At 61.4% G+C, this 15,477-nt stretch carries 13 protein-coding genes and 3 pseudogenes; 9 read left to right on the top strand and 7 right to left on the bottom strand.

Annotated features, from left to right (window positions below):
- A partial coding sequence (locus FXB38_RS22585) for an ATP-binding protein (RefSeq protein ID WP_187435064.1) occupies nucleotides 1–452 on the top strand: 452 nt, incomplete at its 5' end.
- On the opposite strand, the gene FXB38_RS43925 is transcribed toward FXB38_RS22585, so the two are convergent.
- Complete coding sequence (locus FXB38_RS43925) at nucleotides 437–733, bottom strand: hypothetical protein (RefSeq protein WP_246230062.1); 297 nt, start codon at nucleotides 731–733, stop codon at nucleotides 437–439. The genes FXB38_RS22585 and FXB38_RS43925 overlap by 16 nt on opposite strands.
- On the opposite strand from FXB38_RS43925, the gene tnpC (FXB38_RS22590) reads away from it, so the two are divergent.
- From tnpC (FXB38_RS22590) to tnpB, 4 genes are all read left to right on the top strand, one after another.
- Nucleotides 623–2,197 (top strand): IS66 family transposase, encoded by a 1,575-nt coding sequence (gene tnpC, locus FXB38_RS22590; protein ID WP_246230041.1) that lies wholly within the window; start codon nucleotides 623–625, stop codon nucleotides 2,195–2,197. The two genes, FXB38_RS43925 and tnpC (FXB38_RS22590), sit on opposite strands and share 111 nt — an antisense overlap.
- A gap of 169 nt (nucleotides 2,198–2,366) precedes the next feature.
- The gene (locus FXB38_RS22595; protein WP_148753183.1) at nucleotides 2,367–3,779 is read left to right on the top strand and encodes an IS4 family transposase; all 1,413 of its coding nucleotides are present in this window, start codon (nucleotides 2,367–2,369) and stop codon (nucleotides 3,777–3,779) included.
- An 80-nt stretch (nucleotides 3,780–3,859) separates the two neighbouring features.
- Nucleotides 3,860–4,261 carry an IS66-like element accessory protein TnpA gene (gene tnpA, locus FXB38_RS22600; protein ID WP_148753184.1) on the top strand — a complete coding sequence of 134 codons (402 nt, stop codon included), beginning with the start codon at nucleotides 3,860–3,862 and terminating at the stop codon, nucleotides 4,259–4,261.
- Nucleotides 4,258–4,707, top strand: coding sequence for an IS66 family insertion sequence element accessory protein TnpB (tnpB, locus tag FXB38_RS22605; protein ID WP_148753185.1), 450 nt, complete (start codon nucleotides 4,258–4,260; stop codon nucleotides 4,705–4,707). The genes tnpA and tnpB overlap by 4 nt, the downstream gene beginning before the upstream one ends.
- 13 nt (nucleotides 4,708–4,720) lie before the next feature.
- Here tnpB and istB read toward each other — a convergent pair whose 3' ends face one another.
- Both istB and istA read right to left on the bottom strand, forming a co-directional pair.
- The gene (istB, locus tag FXB38_RS22610; RefSeq protein ID WP_210250939.1) at nucleotides 4,721–5,533 is read right to left on the bottom strand and encodes an IS21-like element helper ATPase IstB; all 813 of its coding nucleotides are present in this window, start codon (nucleotides 5,531–5,533) and stop codon (nucleotides 4,721–4,723) included.
- Nucleotides 5,530–7,042, bottom strand: a pseudogene (istA, locus tag FXB38_RS22615) (IS21 family transposase). The gene istB and the pseudogene istA overlap by 4 nt, the downstream one beginning before the upstream one ends.
- Before the next feature lie 315 nt (nucleotides 7,043–7,357).
- On the opposite strand from istA, the gene tnpC (FXB38_RS22620) reads away from it, so the two are divergent.
- Both tnpC (FXB38_RS22620) and FXB38_RS22625 read left to right on the top strand, forming a co-directional pair.
- Nucleotides 7,358–8,919, top strand: a protein-coding gene (gene tnpC, locus FXB38_RS22620) for an IS66 family transposase (protein ID WP_430640185.1) whose coding sequence is annotated in 2 segments (ribosomal slippage) — nucleotides 7,358–7,795 and nucleotides 7,798–8,919 — 1,560 coding nt in all. Because the reading frame shifts where the segments join, the coding sequence is not laid out codon by codon here.
- A gap of 375 nt (nucleotides 8,920–9,294) precedes the next feature.
- Nucleotides 9,295–10,740, top strand: a complete 1,446-nt coding sequence (locus FXB38_RS22625; RefSeq protein WP_210250941.1) for a DUF1254 domain-containing protein — start codon at nucleotides 9,295–9,297, stop codon at nucleotides 10,738–10,740.
- A gap of 247 nt (nucleotides 10,741–10,987) precedes the next feature.
- Here the strand turns inward: FXB38_RS22625 and FXB38_RS42910 are convergent.
- The 3 genes and pseudogenes from FXB38_RS42910 to FXB38_RS22645 form a co-directional block, all read right to left on the bottom strand.
- Nucleotides 10,988–12,088, bottom strand: a pseudogene (locus tag FXB38_RS42910) (SphA family protein).
- 505 nt (nucleotides 12,089–12,593) lie between these two features.
- Nucleotides 12,594–12,896: a hypothetical protein gene (locus tag FXB38_RS22640; protein WP_148753188.1), complete on the bottom strand. Its 303-nt coding sequence runs from the start codon at nucleotides 12,894–12,896 to the stop codon at nucleotides 12,594–12,596.
- 57 nt (nucleotides 12,897–12,953) lie between these two features.
- Nucleotides 12,954–13,229 (bottom strand): hypothetical protein, encoded by a 276-nt coding sequence (locus tag FXB38_RS22645; protein WP_148753189.1) that lies wholly within the window; start codon nucleotides 13,227–13,229, stop codon nucleotides 12,954–12,956.
- Between the two features lie 733 nt (nucleotides 13,230–13,962).
- On the opposite strand from FXB38_RS22645, the pseudogene FXB38_RS22650 reads away from it, so the two are divergent.
- Nucleotides 13,963–14,539 (top strand): annotated as a pseudogene (locus tag FXB38_RS22650) (DUF1214 domain-containing protein); the annotation flags it as partial.
- Between the two features lie 149 nt (nucleotides 14,540–14,688).
- Nucleotides 14,689–14,931 (top strand): hypothetical protein, encoded by a 243-nt coding sequence (locus FXB38_RS22655; RefSeq protein ID WP_187435065.1) that lies wholly within the window; start codon nucleotides 14,689–14,691, stop codon nucleotides 14,929–14,931.
- On the opposite strand, the gene FXB38_RS45065 is transcribed toward FXB38_RS22655, so the two are convergent.
- Entirely contained in the window at nucleotides 14,932–15,396 is a 465-nt protein-coding gene (locus FXB38_RS45065; RefSeq protein WP_187435066.1) for a phage integrase central domain-containing protein, read from the bottom strand.
- Nucleotides 15,397–15,477 lie beyond the last annotated feature (81 nt).

Raw genomic sequence — 15,477 nt, forward strand, 5'->3', positions numbered from 1 at the left:
GGCATTGTGACGCTGTCTCGTGCGGCGTCGGCAAGAGCTGGCTCGCTTGCGCCCTTGGCAACAAGGCTTGCCGAGACGACTTCTCCGTTGCCTACCATCGTGTACCGCGTCTCTTCGCCGCGCTCGCACTCGGCCGCGCCGATGGCCGTTACACCAAGATGCTGCGCGCTATCGCACGACTCGATCTGCTGATCCTGGACGACTGGGGACCAGAACCTCTCGACGCCGACCAACGCCGTGATTTGCTCGAAATCGTCGAGGATCGATACGAATCCCGCTCGATTATCGTCACCAGCCAGCTGCCCGTCGATCGCTGGTACGAAATCATCGGAAACCCCACCATCGCCGACGCGATCCTCGATCGCCTCGTCCACAATGCCTACCGCATCGAACTCAAAGGAGAGAGCCTCAGAAAGCAGAAGCAAACCGCTCAAGATCAACCGGTCTCTTGACCTTCCCAGCCCTCAACGACATCATGAAATTGACCCATGCGAACGACGCCACGGGTGGCCGGCTTCAGATCGGAATACCCGGCCGGCTTCGAATTGGAATGCATGGCCGGCTTCGTCGGAATCCGCACCTTGAATCGCTGCCAGACGACGTCGAAACGCTGAAAGCGGCATTGATCGTTGCTCGCGCGGAGGCTGCGGCCGCCCGCGCTGAGCAGTCCGACAACCGGGCGCTGATCGCCCATCTCAAGCTGCAGATCGAGAAACTTAACCGCGACCGCCATGGTCCGCGCTCGGAGCGTACCGCGCGGCTATTGGATCAGCTTGAACTGACGTTGGAGGAGCTGGAGAGTTCGGCGACGGAGGACGAACTCACCGCCGAAATGGCCACGGCCAAAACCACGAAGGTGGCGTCGTTCACGCGCAAGCGGCCGTCACGCCAGCCGTTCCCGGAGCATCTGCCTCGCGAGCGGGTGATGGTGCCGGGACCTGTGGCGTGCGCCTGCTGTGGCGGCGCACGGCTGTCCAAGCTCGGCGAGGACATCACCGAGACGCTGGAGGTGATCCCGAAATCCTGGAAAGTGATCCAGCACGTCCGCGAGAAGTTTACTTGCCGTGATTGCGAGAAGATCAGCCAGGCTCCGGCGCCATTCCATGTGCTTGCCCGCGGCTGGGCGGGGCCAAGCCTGCTGGCGATGGTGCTGTTCGAGAAGTTTGGTCAACATCAGCCGCTGAACCGGCAAGCGGAGCGCTATGCCAAGGAGGGTGTGCCGATCAGTCTGTCGACCCTCGCCGACCAGGTCGGCGGTTGTACGGCCGCGTTGATGCCCTTGTTCCGGCGCCTCGAGGCCCATGTGCTGAGCGCCGAGCGATTGCACGGGGACGACACTACGATCCCGGTCCTGGCCAAAGCCAAGACCGACACCGGCCGGATCTGGGTCTATGTGCGCGACGACAAGCCTTTTGGAGGGCAGGCCCCGCCAGGGGCGGTGTTCTATTACTCGCGCGATCGGGCCGGCGAGCATCCCCAGGCTCACTTGGCCAACTACAGCGGAATCTTCCAGGCCGATGCCTATGGCGGCTATGGCAGGCTTTACGAACCGGGCCGCAACGCAGGTCCGATCCTGGAAGCCGCGTGCTGGGTCCATGCCCGGCGGCCGTTCTTCGTGATGGCTGATCTGGCCGAGAATGCGCGTCGCAAGGCTCAGGGCAAGAAGCCGGCAGTGATCTCGCCGCTGGCGCTGGAAACAGTCCGCCGGATCGACGCCCTGTTCGAGATCGAGCGAGGCATCAACGGCGAGACGCCCGAACGGCGCCGGGCCGTCCGCCAGGAATTGAGCGCGCCGCTGATCGCCGATTTAGAAGCCTGGATGCGCGAGCAACGCGCCAAGCTCTCGCGCAGCAACGATGTCGCCAAGGCCATGGACTACATGCTCAAGCGTTGGAGCGCATTTACCCGCTTCCTCGATGACGGCCGCATCTGCCTGTCCAACAATGCGGCGGAGCGTGGCGTGCGCGGCATCGCTTTAGGTCGGAAGTCGTGGTTGTTCTGCGGCTCGGATCGCGGCGGCGAGCGGGCGGCCGTGATGTACAGCCTGATCGTCACCGCCAAGATGAACGACGTCGATCCGCAAGCCTGGCTCGCCGACGCTCTGGCGCGCATCGCGGAGCATCCCGTCCAAAGGCTCGACGAACTGCTGCCATGGAATTGGCGCTCTGCCATCCGGAACGTTGATCAAGCCGCCTGAGCCGAAAATGACCCGCGCGCGGTCTTCGCCGGATGCTTACCGTAAGCCTCCGGTGGAGCTTTCAATTACCCACATTTGGTCGAACGGGCTGAGGGAGCGCACAAACCATTGCATCGCAGGAATCGACCGTGATTCCTTGTCTGGCACCGATTCGCAGGGGGCGGTGCCAATGGACGAAGAAGCCGACGCATGGTTTGATCGCGAGCTCGCTGGCTGCAGCCTTGCCGACGAGCGCCTGAACAAGCGGCTCCGCAAACTGGTAGCGCAGATCGGCAGCGCCATGGGCGAAAGTATTCCGCTGGTGTGCCAGGACTGGGCCAACACCAAGGCTGCGTATCGTTTTTTCTCCAATGACCGGGTCAGTGAGGCGGACATTCTGGCCAGCCACTTTCAATCAACGCGTGAGCGCACGATTGCCACCGACGGTCCCGTTCTAGTGCTCCATGATACGACCGAGTTCAGCTATCAAAGAGAGAACTCAGACGCGATCGGGATCACCAAGAGCATAAACAGCGGCCGGGACAAGGCGGGCCGCCTGAGATCGCACACGGTTTGCGGCATCCTGATGCACTCGAGCCTGGCGGTGACGACCGAAGGGCTGCCGCTTGGACTGACGGCCGTCAAACTTTGGACCCGGAAGAAATTCAAGGGGACCGCCGCGCTTAAGAAGAAGATCAATCCGACGCGTGTTCCCATCGAGAAGAAGGAGAGCATTCGCTGGCTGGACAATGTCCGTCAATCCACGGAGCTGCTGGGCGATCCGGGACGATTCGTCCATGTCGGTGATCGCGAGAGCGACATCTATGAGCTGTTCTGCGCGGCTCGAGAAGCCGGAACGCATTTCGTGATTAGGACTTGCGTTGATCGTTTGGCTGGGGATGGAGATCACACGATCGCCGACGAAATGGACGAGGTCGCCGTCAAAGGGCTGCATTGCATCGACGTCAGAAACAACAACGGTGATCCCGATGAAGCCGTCCTCGAGATCAGATATCGCAAGATTCGCGTCTTGCCACCGATCGGAAAGCAGAAGCGCTACCCGGCGCTGACCTTGACGGTGATCCATGCCGAAGAGCGCGTGACGCCGAAGAACAGAAAGAAAATCGAGTGGAAGCTGATCACAGATCTGCCTGTTAGCTCCCGCCCCGACGCCATTGAGAAGCTCGAATGGTATGCTTTGAGATGGAAGATCGAGGTGTTCCACAAGATACTCAAATCAGGCTGCAAAGCCGAGGAGTCGAAGCTTAGGACCGCCCAGCGTCTGACCAATCTGATCTCGCTCTTTTGCATCCTGAGTTGGCGGGTCTTCTGGATGACGATGCTCAACCGTTCCGCTCCAGACGCGCCACCAACCCTCGCGTTGACGGCGACCGAAATCGGCGTGCTCGATCGCCTCGTCAACGACAAACCAAAAGCGAGAAAGACGCTTTCGCACTATCTCACCAAGATCGCCCGGCTCGGCGGTTATCTCGCCCGTGCCAGCGATCCGCCCCCTGGCAATACGGTCATGTGGCGCGGGCTGTCGCGCCTCACCGACATCGCGTTAGGCGCCTTGGTCGGAGGAGAATTTGTGGGTAATTGAAAGCCGGTGGAGGCCGCCTTCCCGGATCGGGTTCGAGCGTGAGATGATTTGCTCATTAATTCGCAAGCAAATGAGCAAACGTGACGACGGTTACGGTTCTGTCCGGTCCAGAGCGGCGACGGCGGTGGACGAGTGCCGAGAAGCTTCGGATCGTGGAGGAGAGTCTGGCGCCTGGAGCCAGTGTTGTCGAGGTTGCTCGGCGACCTGACGTTCACCGCAATCTGGTTACGGCCTGGCGGCGGCAGGCGCGCACAGGCGTCCTCGCTTGCGGGCCCGAGCCGATGCACCGGCAGGATGGCGAAGTCCGTTTTGCGGCAGTCTCCATTGCGCCCGACCGGCAATCGTTGACGGCGCCCTCCAGAAGCTGCGGTGCGATCGAGATTGAGTTCTCGGCCGGGGCTCGGATGCGGATCACGGGCGCGGTTGACGCGGCGACGCTGAGCGCAGTCGTGGCCGCGCTGACTGATGGACGGCCACGATGATCCCGTTGCCGGCCGGCGTGCGGGTATGGCTCGCGACCGGCTATACCGACATGCGGAAGGGCTTTCCGTCGCTGGCATTGCAGGTTCAGGAGATCTTGCACCGCGACCCGCTGGGCGGCCACCTGTTTTGCTTCCGCGGTCGTCGCGGCAACCTGCTGAAGGTGATCTGGCATGACGGCCAGGGCGCGTGCCTGTTCACAAAACGCCTGGAGCGGGGTCGCTTCATCTGGCCGAGCCCGGCCGAGGGTGTGGTGACGATCTCGTCGGCGCAACTCGGTTGTCTCTTGTCCGGGATCGACTGGCGGCACGCACAAGAGACGTGGCGGCCGACTATAGCGCGACAATCTGGATGGGGAGCGCGCGACAATCAGGATGGCGAGTCGGTGTCGCGGCGACGTGATGATTGCCGCGATGATTGTCGCGCGCAAGAGTTTTGTTCGCTCTGATTGTCGCGGAGCGTCAATCAGCGAGTGTTTTTGGTGTCGCGTGCGAGGGGGGGCGCCCTGGACCACGCTTCCGTTCGAGCGCGGTGCGCCTGCGATAGCTTTCGACGTTCATCTCGACGATGGTGGCGTGGTGAACGAGGCGATCGATGGCGGCGAGCGTCATAGCAGGGTCCGGGAAGACCCTGTTCCACTCTCCGAAGGGCTGATTGGCGGTGATCAGCATGGAACGCCGCTCGTAGCGTGAACTGATGAGCTCGAACAGCACGCTGGTCTCGGCCTGGTCCTTGGTGACGTAGGCAAGATCATCGCAGATCAGCAGGTCGAAGCGATCGAGGCGGTTAATGGCGGCCTCGAGATTGAGCTCGCGGCGCGCCACCTGAAGCTTCTGCACGAGATCGGTGGTGCGGGTGAAGAGAATGCGCCATCCGTTCTCGATAAGGGCGAGGCCGATCGCTGCCGCCAAGTGACTCTTGCCGCCGCCGGGCGGGCCGAACAGCAGCAGATTCGCGCCCTTGCCGAGCCAACCGTCGCCGGCGGCGAGCGCGGTCACCTGCGCCTTGGAGATCATCGGCACAGCCTCAAAGTCGAAGTTGTCGAAGGTCTTTCCAGCGGGCAGCCGAGCCTCGAGGAGATGGCGCTCGACGCGGCGGCGGCCGCGTTCGGCGATCTCGTGCTCGGCAATGCTGGCGAGGAAGCGGGCCGCCGGCCAGCCTTCCTTGTCGGACTGCTCGGCAAATTGCGGCCACAGCACCTTGATGGCGGGCAGCCGCAACTCGTTGAGCAACAGATTAAGGCGCGCGGTGTCGACTGTGTTGGCCGTGCTCATGCGGCACCTCCGATCTCGCCGGCACCGATGAGGCACTCATAGCTGGCGAGCGGCGCGAGCTGCACCACGACCTGCGGCACGCAGGCTGGATCGGGCGCGAAGTAAGCGCGCAGCCGTCCGAGGTCGGGTAGTTGGCCAGCATTAAGGTCAGCCGCGAGCTGATCGGCGAGTTCGGCCTCGCAGCCGCGCTCATGGGCCAGTGCGAGCAGATCGACCATGATCCGGCAGGCTTTCTTGTCCGGCAGCCGCTCGCGCAAGGAATCGAAGGTTCGGCGATAGGCATCACGCGGGAACAGCCGATCACGGTAGACGAGATTGAGCAGCGCCATTGGCTTGCGCCGCAAGGAATGGATCACGTGCCGATAATCCACGACCTGGTCGTGCTTGCCGTTGGGATGCGGCCGCCCACGCGGCAGGGTGACGAGAGGGGTGCCGCCGACGAACACGTCGAGACGATCGTCGTAAAGGCGTACCCGCAGTTGGTGCCCGATCAAACGCGACGGCACGGTGTAGAACACCTTGCGCAAGGTGAAGCCGGCGCTTGACGTCACGCGGACAATCACCTCCTCGTAGTCCGAGGTGCGGCGATCTGGCAGCGCCTGCAGGCTGGCGCGCTCGTGGTCGATGCGCTTGGTGTTGCGGGCATTGCGGCGGCTGACGATCTCGTCGATGAAGCCGCGATACGCGGCGAGATCATCGAAGGCGGCAGTGCCGCGCAACAGCAGCGCATCGGCGATCGTGCGCTTGAGATGGCCATGCGAGCTCTCGATCGCCCCGTTCTCGTGGGCGATGCCGCGATTGTTGCGGGAAGGCCGCATGCTATAGTGGGCGGAGGTCCTCGTACCGCCGGGTCAGATCGTCCCTCGCATTGCGGTCGAGATTGCAGAAGGCGGCCGACAGGCTGTCGGTCCGATGCTCCCGCGGTGCCCCACCGAGCGACCACAGGGCATTCTGCAGCCCTTCGGCCAATGCGACGAAGCTCTCGCCACCGAGCACGACATGGGCGTGTTCAAACCCGCAATAGGCCAACCGGAAGTGATAGAGGCGATGATCGAGCGGCACGCCCGCGATGGCGACCCCAAGCTCTCCCATATCGGTGAAGTCGGACAGGCCGACCTGGCCCACTTCGTGGGTCTGGCGGAAGATGACCTCCTGCTCCTCGCCGTGGATCGCCCGCCAGGCGCGGATCCGGCGCTCGAGCGTGCGGCGGATTCCGGCCCCCAGCTCAGGATGGCGTCGGAGTATCTCCTCGAAGATAGCCACGGGCCGCACGCCGGGAGCCGCTTTCAGCATCGGCACGACCTCCAGGTCGAAGACGTTGGCCAAGGGATCCGGCCGGCGCCTTTGCCGCGGTGACTTCTTTTGCGACGGAAGACGCAGATCTTTCTCGAGCCGATAAGCGGTCGACGAACTGAACGACACCTTCGCGGCCGCCACTGGCGGCGAATTGGTTTGACGGAACTTCATGTAGAGCCTCATCTGGTGATCGGTGAGATGGCAGCCTGGCAACGGGTGATTCCTCTTTGGCGAGAAGAACCATCCATCACCGGCCAGCCGCGATCACCAGACGGCGCGGTCCGCTCGGATCGCGCCGTCGCCGGGCTCGTAACTCCGGTCGGGCTACGCCCTCCCTACGTCACGAGCCCGGCGAAGCTCTCTCATCCTGATTGACGCTGCACTTCCATCCTGATTGCCGCGCCGCAGGCCGACATCGGTCGGATGAGGCTTTGAGCTTGCGGATCGTGATGGATGTGATTCCATCATCGTCGTGACCGCATCTGAATCTCTGAATCGCTACCCACCGATCTTGCCGCCGCGCATGCGATGATCCTCGCAGAGCGCGCCGCGCGGCTGGAAGCGGAAGCGGTTGCGGCGAGCGCCAAAGCGGAAGCTGCCGACGCGAAGGCGGCCGAGGCCCTGATCAGTTACCTCAAGCTCGAGATCGAGAAGCTGCGTCGCCAGATTTATGGCAGCCGCTCGGAGCGCAAGGCACGGCTCCTGGAACAGATGGAGCTTGAGCTCGAAGAGTTGGAAGCAACCGCGACCGAAGACGAACTCGCAGCCGAGAGGGCGGCGGCCAAGACGCAGACCGTACAATCCTTCGGGCGTAAGCGCCCGTCGCGCAAACCGTTCCCCGATCATCTGCCGCGCGAGCGGGTCGTCGTTGCCGCACCGGAGAGTTGCCCTTGCTGTGGCTCATCGAAGCTGTCAAAGCTGGGCGAGGACATCACCGAGACGCTAGAGGTCATTCCCCGGCACAATGAAAGGTGATCCAGACGGTGCGGGAGAAGTTCTCGTGCCGGAACTGCGAGACGATCACCGAGCCGCCAGCGCCCTTCCACGTGACGCCGCGCGGCTTTGCCGGGCCGAACCTGCTGGCAATGATCCTGTTCGAGAAGTTCGGCCAGCATCAGCCCTTGAACCGGCAAAGCGAGCGCTACGCCCGGGAGGGCATCGATCTGAGCCTGTCGACAATGGCCGACCAGGTCGGCGCCTGTGCGACGGCCCTGCATCCGCTTTATGGGTTGATCGAGCGCCACGTCTTGGCCGCCGAGCGGTTGCTGCACGGCGATGACACCACGGTGCCGATCCTGGCCAAGGGCCAGACGGTGAAGGGGCATATCTGGACCTATGTCCGCGACGACCGGCCGTTTGGTGGCCAGACGCCGCCAGCGGCGCTCTATTATGCCTCACGCGACCGACGGCAAGAGCATCCCACACGGCATCTCCAAAGCTTCACCGGCATCCTGCAGGCCGACGCCTATAGCGGCTATAATGAGCTGTATGACGCTTCGCGCGCGCAAGGGCCGATCACGCCCGTACACTGTTGGGCCCATGCCAGGCGGCAGTTCTTCGAGCTGGCGGACATCGCCACCAATGCGAGGCGGGACAAGAACGCCGCGGCGATCTCGCCGATCGCCCTGGAGGCGGTCAAGCGCATCGATGCGCTGTTCGATATTGAGCGCGGTATCAACGGACAAAGCGCCGAAGAGCGGCTGCGGGTGCGTAAAGAACAAAGCGCCCCGCTTGTGATTGCATTGGAAGGATGGCTGCGCGAGCAGCGCGCTCGGCTATCGAACTCGTCCGCGGTCGCCAAGCCAATCGACTACATGCTGCGCCGCTGGGACCGGTTCGCCCGCTTCGTCGATGACGGACGGATCTGCCTGACAAACAATGCGGCGGAGCGTGCGCTGCGCGGCTTTGCCCTCGGCCGCAAGTCTTGGCTCTTCGCCGGCTCCGAACGCGGTGCCGACCGGGCCGCCCTCATGGCGACGCTGACCATGACGGCAAAGCTCAACGACGTCGATCCGCAAGCCTGGTTGGCGGACGCCTTGGCCCGCATCGCCGGCATCCCGCAAGGCCGGATCAATGAGGTGCTGCCTTAGGAATGGAAGAAAATCCCAGCTCAGTTCGCTGTCTGATCGGACCAGCGCGCTACGCCACTATCCCGCGGCCCTCATCGGACGGTTACCGGAGTGCCCACCCGAACTCAAGTAGGCCCTCTACTCAGTAGGCCCTTTACTCACAAGTTGAGCGCTGCCGCCTGCGACGTCTGCTATGCCCTTAGCAGCGGCGCAAAACGCCATATGGCCGGAAGGCGGAGTCGGGCCAACAGCGGTCATGGCACGCTTGGCTTTAGAGTGCAATTAATGGTTATGCTTCAAAGATTAAGGTCAACTGGGCGTCGTGTTGAGCCGCTGAATTTTCCTTAGGTTCGACGAGCGCTTGTCTCCCCTTTGAACCAAAGTGAGGAGTTCGCCATGAAATCGACCCGACGATCATTCGTAAACGGCGCGGCTGCAGCCAGTTTGGCATTCACAGTCCTCAACGGAATGTCCCTGCCTGCAAACGCACAAGCAGTCACTCCTGAGGAAGCGCGGCAAATCGCCGAGGGCGCATATATCTACGGCTATTCGCTCATCACGACCAATGTCACCCGGGTTCAGATGAGCAATGTGCCAAAGGTTGAAGGGCTTACGGCGCCGACCGGACAGTTCATCAACATTCCGCGCTATCCGCCGGCCGATTATCGTGGCGTTTCGGCGCCAAATGCGGACACACTTTATTCTCTGGGTTGGCTCGACCTCACTGAACCGCAGGTGTTCAGTCACCCAGATATGGGCAATCGTTTCTATTTGTTCGAGCTGACCGACCTTTGGATGTCGGACTCCGAGTCATCGCCGAGCAAACGCACGGCTGACGGCAAGGCCGCCAACTACCTGTTCACCGGGCCTGGCTGGAAGGGCGAGGTACCGGCAGGCATGACGCAGTTTCCCATGGCGACGCGCTACATGGTTATTCTGGGCCGAACTTATGCCGATGGCACCGAACAGGATTACAAGGCAGTAAACGAGTTGCAGGCACAGTACAAGATCACGCCGCTTTCTTCATGGGGCAAGCCGTATACACCTGTCGCGCCGCCGGTCAATCCAAACCCCGGCTTCAGCATGACCGACAAGCCGCAACCGGTCATCATAGCTATGGGAACAGAGGGGTATTTCAATCTCATGGCGAAGCTAATGGGTGGGGATGCACCGCCAGCGGCGGGAGATGGCCCCATCCTCGCGAGCATGGCGAAGATCGGTATCGTACCCGGCAAGCCGTTTGAGATGAGCAAGCTCGATCCCGCTGTGCAAGCTGCACTGAAAGACATTCCGCAATCAGCCCTGAAGAAAATCGAAGACAACAAGGCAGCCTTGGGCGGGATCATGGATGGCTGGGTCGTGACAAAGGGACTAGGTACCTACGGCTCCGACAGCTACATGAAGCGCGCTGTGGTGGCGGCATTCGGTTGGCCCGCCAACCAGCAGCGGGATGCGGTCTATCCCTACACGGAGACTGATTCGACGGGACAGAAGCTGACGGGCGCAAACAAGTACACCTTGACCTTCGCCAAGGACGCGACGCCGCCGGTCAACGGCTTCTGGTCGATCACCATGTACATGATCGACCAGGGCTGGTGGTTCGTTCCCAACCCGCTGAACAAATTTACCGCCAGCCTGCGCGACAATCCAAAGTTCAATGCCGATGGTTCGCTGACGCTTTACTTCCAGAATGAATCGCCGGGTAAGGACAAAGAGGCGAACTGGCTTCCGGCTCCGAAGGGCGAGTTCATTCCGATGCTGAGGATGTACTGGCCGAAGAATGAGTCGCCTTCGATCCTGAACGGCTCGTGGAAGCCCCCGGCGGTGCAAAAAGCGAGCTAAACTTATACCGCGCCGGCGCAAACGCACCGGTGCGTTTTTTCCCAACTGCGCAGTTAAATCGGAGACAAGTTCAACGTCCGAGTTGGGTCAAAACGCGAAAAACTCAACGTGAGAAAATCTGGTCCGCCATGCCTCGGTGAGCGGACCTCGTGGGGGATGCCGCCACTTCGCCAGGGGCAATTGCAGACATTAGACAGCGGCGCAGGATCGGATTTCTCAACGGCTGAAAGCCGTAGCTTGCTTGTTCCTAGTATTTTCTGACGACGGGCTTTGTTGTCGGAGGCGCTCCGGGCGCGGGGGGGGAGAAATTGAGAAGGTAACCCAGGTATTCCAGCCCGATGGTCGGTTTTCTGCGGCGAACTCTGCGTAAGCCTTCAGATTGAGATAGCCCTGCATGTCGCCGACCGGAAAAAGGAAACCGATCTGGGGACCGACGCCAGCTACCTGGGACTGGAAGCAACCGACGCGGTCCCCTGCACCGCTATCGCAACCCAGTCCCTTGTAGACATAGCCCACGAGGCCGACCATGACCTGCTTCGACAAGAACTGCGATGCACCCCAGTCGAAGTGCATGTCAACGCCGCTTTGATACTGCGTGGCAGTGTTTTTGAAATTATAGGTGAAGCCAAGCACGCCGGAGAATTCGTGACCAGTCTGCGGATTGAAATAGGTGTAGCCGCCGCCGGCGTCGATCGCTCCGTGTCCGATGCCCAGGTTCGACAAACGATCGGATTGGTAAGCGCCGACAGGGATGTCACCCGTGATGTAGGTCATGTAGTTGTGGACGCCGGCGTTCCAGCGGCGCCAGATCCCCAAAGCCCCACGTCGTGTCGCTGATCGCGTCGGACCGCGCGAAGGGAACATTGCCGAACGGCGTCGCGATCACACCGGACAAGGTCCCCGCCAGGCTGGTGCCGACGACGCCATAGGCTGCCAGGAGGGACATTGACGCCTGGCCGCCGAGCACCGGCGTTGCAAATACATAACTCGGAAGCACAAGGCCAAGATCGCCGGTGGCATTGACATTCAAATTCAGATTCGCGTTTACGTTGAGGTTGGCCGGAACCCTGCCGAGCGTGAACTCACGCGCCCGCGCGACGTCGTCGCCGGCAGATACGGAGGTGTGGTAGTAGATATTTGCCAGGGACCAACCCGGCTGCTGCGGCGTGGCCGCGAGGCTTCCGAAGAGGCCGGGGATCCAGAAACTGATGCCGTTTTCGTCGGCGAAGGCAGACGGGGCAGAAAGCAATAGAGTGGACGTCAGGAGGCCTGCAGAAATAACTCTGCGTCGATGTGCTGGGATTGGCCGCGCACCTTTAGCCGAGGCCAGTGCAATTCTCGCCGTCATAGCCGTCCCCGCAGGATGTGTCGCCTCCAAATACAACTCGGCGATACTGTAACCCTGGAGCAAGCAGGACTGGTATGTAAAATTCGCTCAGGATTGATTTGCCAGAAAAAGGTGAAAACTGCGACGAAAGAGCAACAGCCTCGCCGGCGCGGCCTCCTGGCCCATGCTCCGACGCAGCGGCGCCATCGCGTTCTCGCGGACCGAAGTCCATCCAGCGGCGACTGCGCTGTTGATGTTCACGGAAACGGCAATCCGCTTCCCATGCCCTTCATGGTCGTGCTGATTTTCTGGCTGACCATGATCTTCGTGAGCTTTGGCCTGTTTGCCCAGCCCAGCGTAACCGTCGCCGGCCTGCTCGTCGCCTTCGCGCCGTCGGCCGCCGGAGCGATCTACCTTGTCCTGGAGCTCGGCCAGCCATTCGCAGGCCTGATGCAGATCTCGAGCGCACCGCTTCGCCAGGCGCTTTCGCCGCTGAGCCTTTGGCCATCGACCAGGGGCGGTTCAGCTACTTGGCTTGCTTGGCGAACTGCAGGCAGGTCAGCAAGCTGACATAGCTTCGCGTGATGTTTTCCATCCCGGCGCAGCTTACTCGGCTCGAGCTGGTAAATGTTGACCACTGGCTTTCGAGCTGGCGCTGCGCGTCCTGCTCGTCGCTTATGCACCGCTTGACCGGCTGGTCCTCGGACATGCCAGCCGCCGCACTGGCAGTGGCCTTGCAGCTACCTCCGATGTCGAATTTCGGGACCGTATCGGCCGCCGCGACGACCAATTGCGAGCTCAGAATTATCAGCGAAATCGAGAGAAGCATCTGCAATCTCCTACTCACCAGTGCCAAGGCAGTAATGGCGCCCCGAAGAACCTGCCCTCATCGAACAGATTCGACCTTCGCGGCCATATCGGGGGCGCGTCCGATCCGGTATGTCCCGTTGCTGCATTTCAGTGTCCAGACGGCGTAGTCCGGCCTGGAGCGCTTTTTGTCCCTCACCGCCCCAAGCAGCTTGTCGCATGCGAACCCCTGCATACGTATCTGCGCGGCCAGCGCCTCCTCCGGATTGTCGGCCCCCGCAAGCGGCTGCGCCTGCGCAACCGGGCTGAAAAGAATAACGACGGCCAGCATCATCGGTCCAAGCGATCTACCCATGATGTCGTCCTTCTCGCCGTCCCTACCGCTCGCATGGCCAAGCCCCGTCCGACCATTGTTCAATCTGGTCGCGCGAGGCCTACTTGGTCACTATTCGCCGCAAATGGCTTGAGATCAATTCGAGCTGTTTGCAGCCCCCTCAACTCATCTTCTTCGCCAACGGAAGCTTCCAAGAACTGTCGATGATCAAGGGATCGTTTTCGCTCGGCCAGTACAGCCGCATCATCAGGACGAAATCGCCGCAAGGGGCCGAAAAACCTCAGCTACCTTAACGAGTATTACCCTAGCACGGAACGCAAGCGCCAGCCATGGCTATTATGCGCCTCCACGTCCATGTGGCCCGTCCGCAACATTCCGGCTGGTGCGAGGGGTCGAAACGGGCCAATCAAACGACTTCCCGCTGCGGCCCGTCTGTCATGATGTCGATTTTCCAGGAATTTCGTGCGGCACGACGGAGGACCAGGTCCGTCGGCTACTCGCTGAGATCTTCCATCTCCACCTGATCGCCGCTTCGATTTCACAGTCTCAGACGAGTGATTTGGTCTCTCGTCATCGGGCGTCTCCGCATTGTCATACAGCGAAAACCCATCTCGGACACAGCGTCCGATCAAACCTCTGCCGTTTTGGCATAGCCAACCATCGCAACCCGCGGTAGTGTCCACGCATTCGGTTCAGGCTTAAAAAACGGAGACGATATTGTGAAGCTCCTTCTTAGGCGCCTTGCAGTCACTGCCCCGAGTCGTCCTGGGCCAACATGCTTTGGGAAGGCGGCGCCAACTTCGAAACGCCGCCGCCGATGATCACCAAAGAGGGCCTCTTCAAACCCTTGCCGCCGACAGGAGCGCGAACGCTCGACTCAAAGACCACGTTCTACTACGCCTATACGCTGGACTCGCCCGGCATGATCATGCGGCTTCCCCGCGTTGGCTCGCAGTATCTCATGGGCTTTCTGGACGCCAATAAGAACCCGTTCGGCGGCAAGACGTACAAGCTGATGCTGCCGAAAGGGATTCCCGCGGCTGCGTTCTGGTCGTTCACGATATACGACAATCAGTCGCGCTCGATGCTCGATACGCCGCAACGCTATCCGCGCGCCGGCAGCCAAAGCTATTCCTCGCCCGCCGCCGAAGCGGACGCCGACGGCTCCCACTGTCTTCTTCGCTTCCACCCAACCGGCGGACGTGAAACGCGGCAACTGGATCCAGACCATGCCGGGCAAGGGCTGGTTCACGCTGCTTCGCCTCTACAGCCCGCTCGAACCTTTTTTCACGAAGGAGTGGCGGCTAAGCGAGATCGAGTTGGCCAGATGAGGCAATACCCTTCGCGACGCAATCTCGCGCCTACTTGGGCATAGCCGACATCGGCCGACAGTTCTGATATATAATGCGCTGCGCTTTGAGCAGGGGGCGCTGCAAAGGCATGCAGCGATGTCCATCGGACGACGCGTCTGGAGTGGCGAGTGATGTCGAGAAAATTACCGCTCTGGCTTCGTTTCTTCGCGCTCGTTGGCTTGGTCATCTTTGCAACAGGCGCAGGTCTCCTTGCCTATCGCTACTACGCTCGCCCGGTCACGCTGACCGTGGCGGTCGGCTCGATCGACGGCGAGGCAGCCAAGGCAATGTCGGCGATGGCGAGCGAACTCATTCCGCGGCAACGTCGGCCCGACGCAGTTCAACACTGCTCGGGACATCCGCAAGAATGACTACGTCTCGGTGATCGAGCGAGTTTGACCGTCGTCGACGAAGCGCCCCCATACGTCGCCAGAATGAGCGAATTGAAACCTAGCCATCTCGTCCAGTGCTTTGACTTTACGTTGTGGATGTTGGTCGTCCCTGCACCGCGACCGCTTCCCCATTGCGCAGCTTCGAGATGAAGGCGACGACTTCCTCGTAGGGCATGGTAGCATGGTGGCCGCGAGCTGGCTTGGAGGGCCTTGGCAGAAGGTGGTCAAGATGGCCGCGCTACCTAGCCGGATTGTCGTCGCGTCGAGTCCCTTGGCTTTGGCCGCGTCGAGAACCTTCTCAATTCGGCCCAGCACCCGGGAGGCGGTCTCGGACTTCTTGAGCCAGATCGGTTTGAGCACGGCCAGCACGTCGTCGGTATTGATGGTATCTATCCGCTTTCCGGATCCCCGTGCGATCTTGAGCGGATCGGCCGCGAGACCCATTCCGATGTCAGAAAGCAGGAAGAAGACTCCCGCAGGGGTAGAAGCTCGGCCCTTCTGGGCCGAGAGTGGTCACGGTAGCTG

Origin of the sequence: Bradyrhizobium cytisi, assembly GCF_008123515.1 — a bacterium.
Classification (GTDB): Bacteria; Pseudomonadota; Alphaproteobacteria; order Rhizobiales; family Xanthobacteraceae; genus Bradyrhizobium; species Bradyrhizobium cytisi.

Coding starts and splice junctions, on each gene's coding strand:
- FXB38_RS43925 (WP_246230062.1), bottom strand. CDS start 733: ATGGCGGTCGCGGTTAAGTTTCTCGATCTGCAGCTTGAGATGGGCGAT.
- FXB38_RS22595 (WP_148753183.1), top strand. CDS start 2,367: ATGGACGAAGAAGCCGACGCATGGTTTGATCGCGAGCTCGCTGGCTGC.
- tnpB (WP_148753185.1), top strand. CDS start 4,258: ATGATCCCGTTGCCGGCCGGCGTGCGGGTATGGCTCGCGACCGGCTAT.
- istB (WP_210250939.1), bottom strand. CDS start 5,533: ATGAGCACGGCCAACACAGTCGACACCGCGCGCCTTAATCTGTTGCTC.
- FXB38_RS22625 (WP_210250941.1), top strand. CDS start 9,295: ATGAAATCGACCCGACGATCATTCGTAAACGGCGCGGCTGCAGCCAGT.
- FXB38_RS22640 (WP_148753188.1), bottom strand. CDS start 12,896: ATGCTTCTCTCGATTTCGCTGATAATTCTGAGCTCGCAATTGGTCGTC.
- FXB38_RS22645 (WP_148753189.1), bottom strand. CDS start 13,229: ATGGGTAGATCGCTTGGACCGATGATGCTGGCCGTCGTTATTCTTTTC.
- FXB38_RS45065 (WP_187435066.1), bottom strand. CDS start 15,396: ATGGGTCTCGCGGCCGATCCGCTCAAGATCGCACGGGGATCCGGAAAG.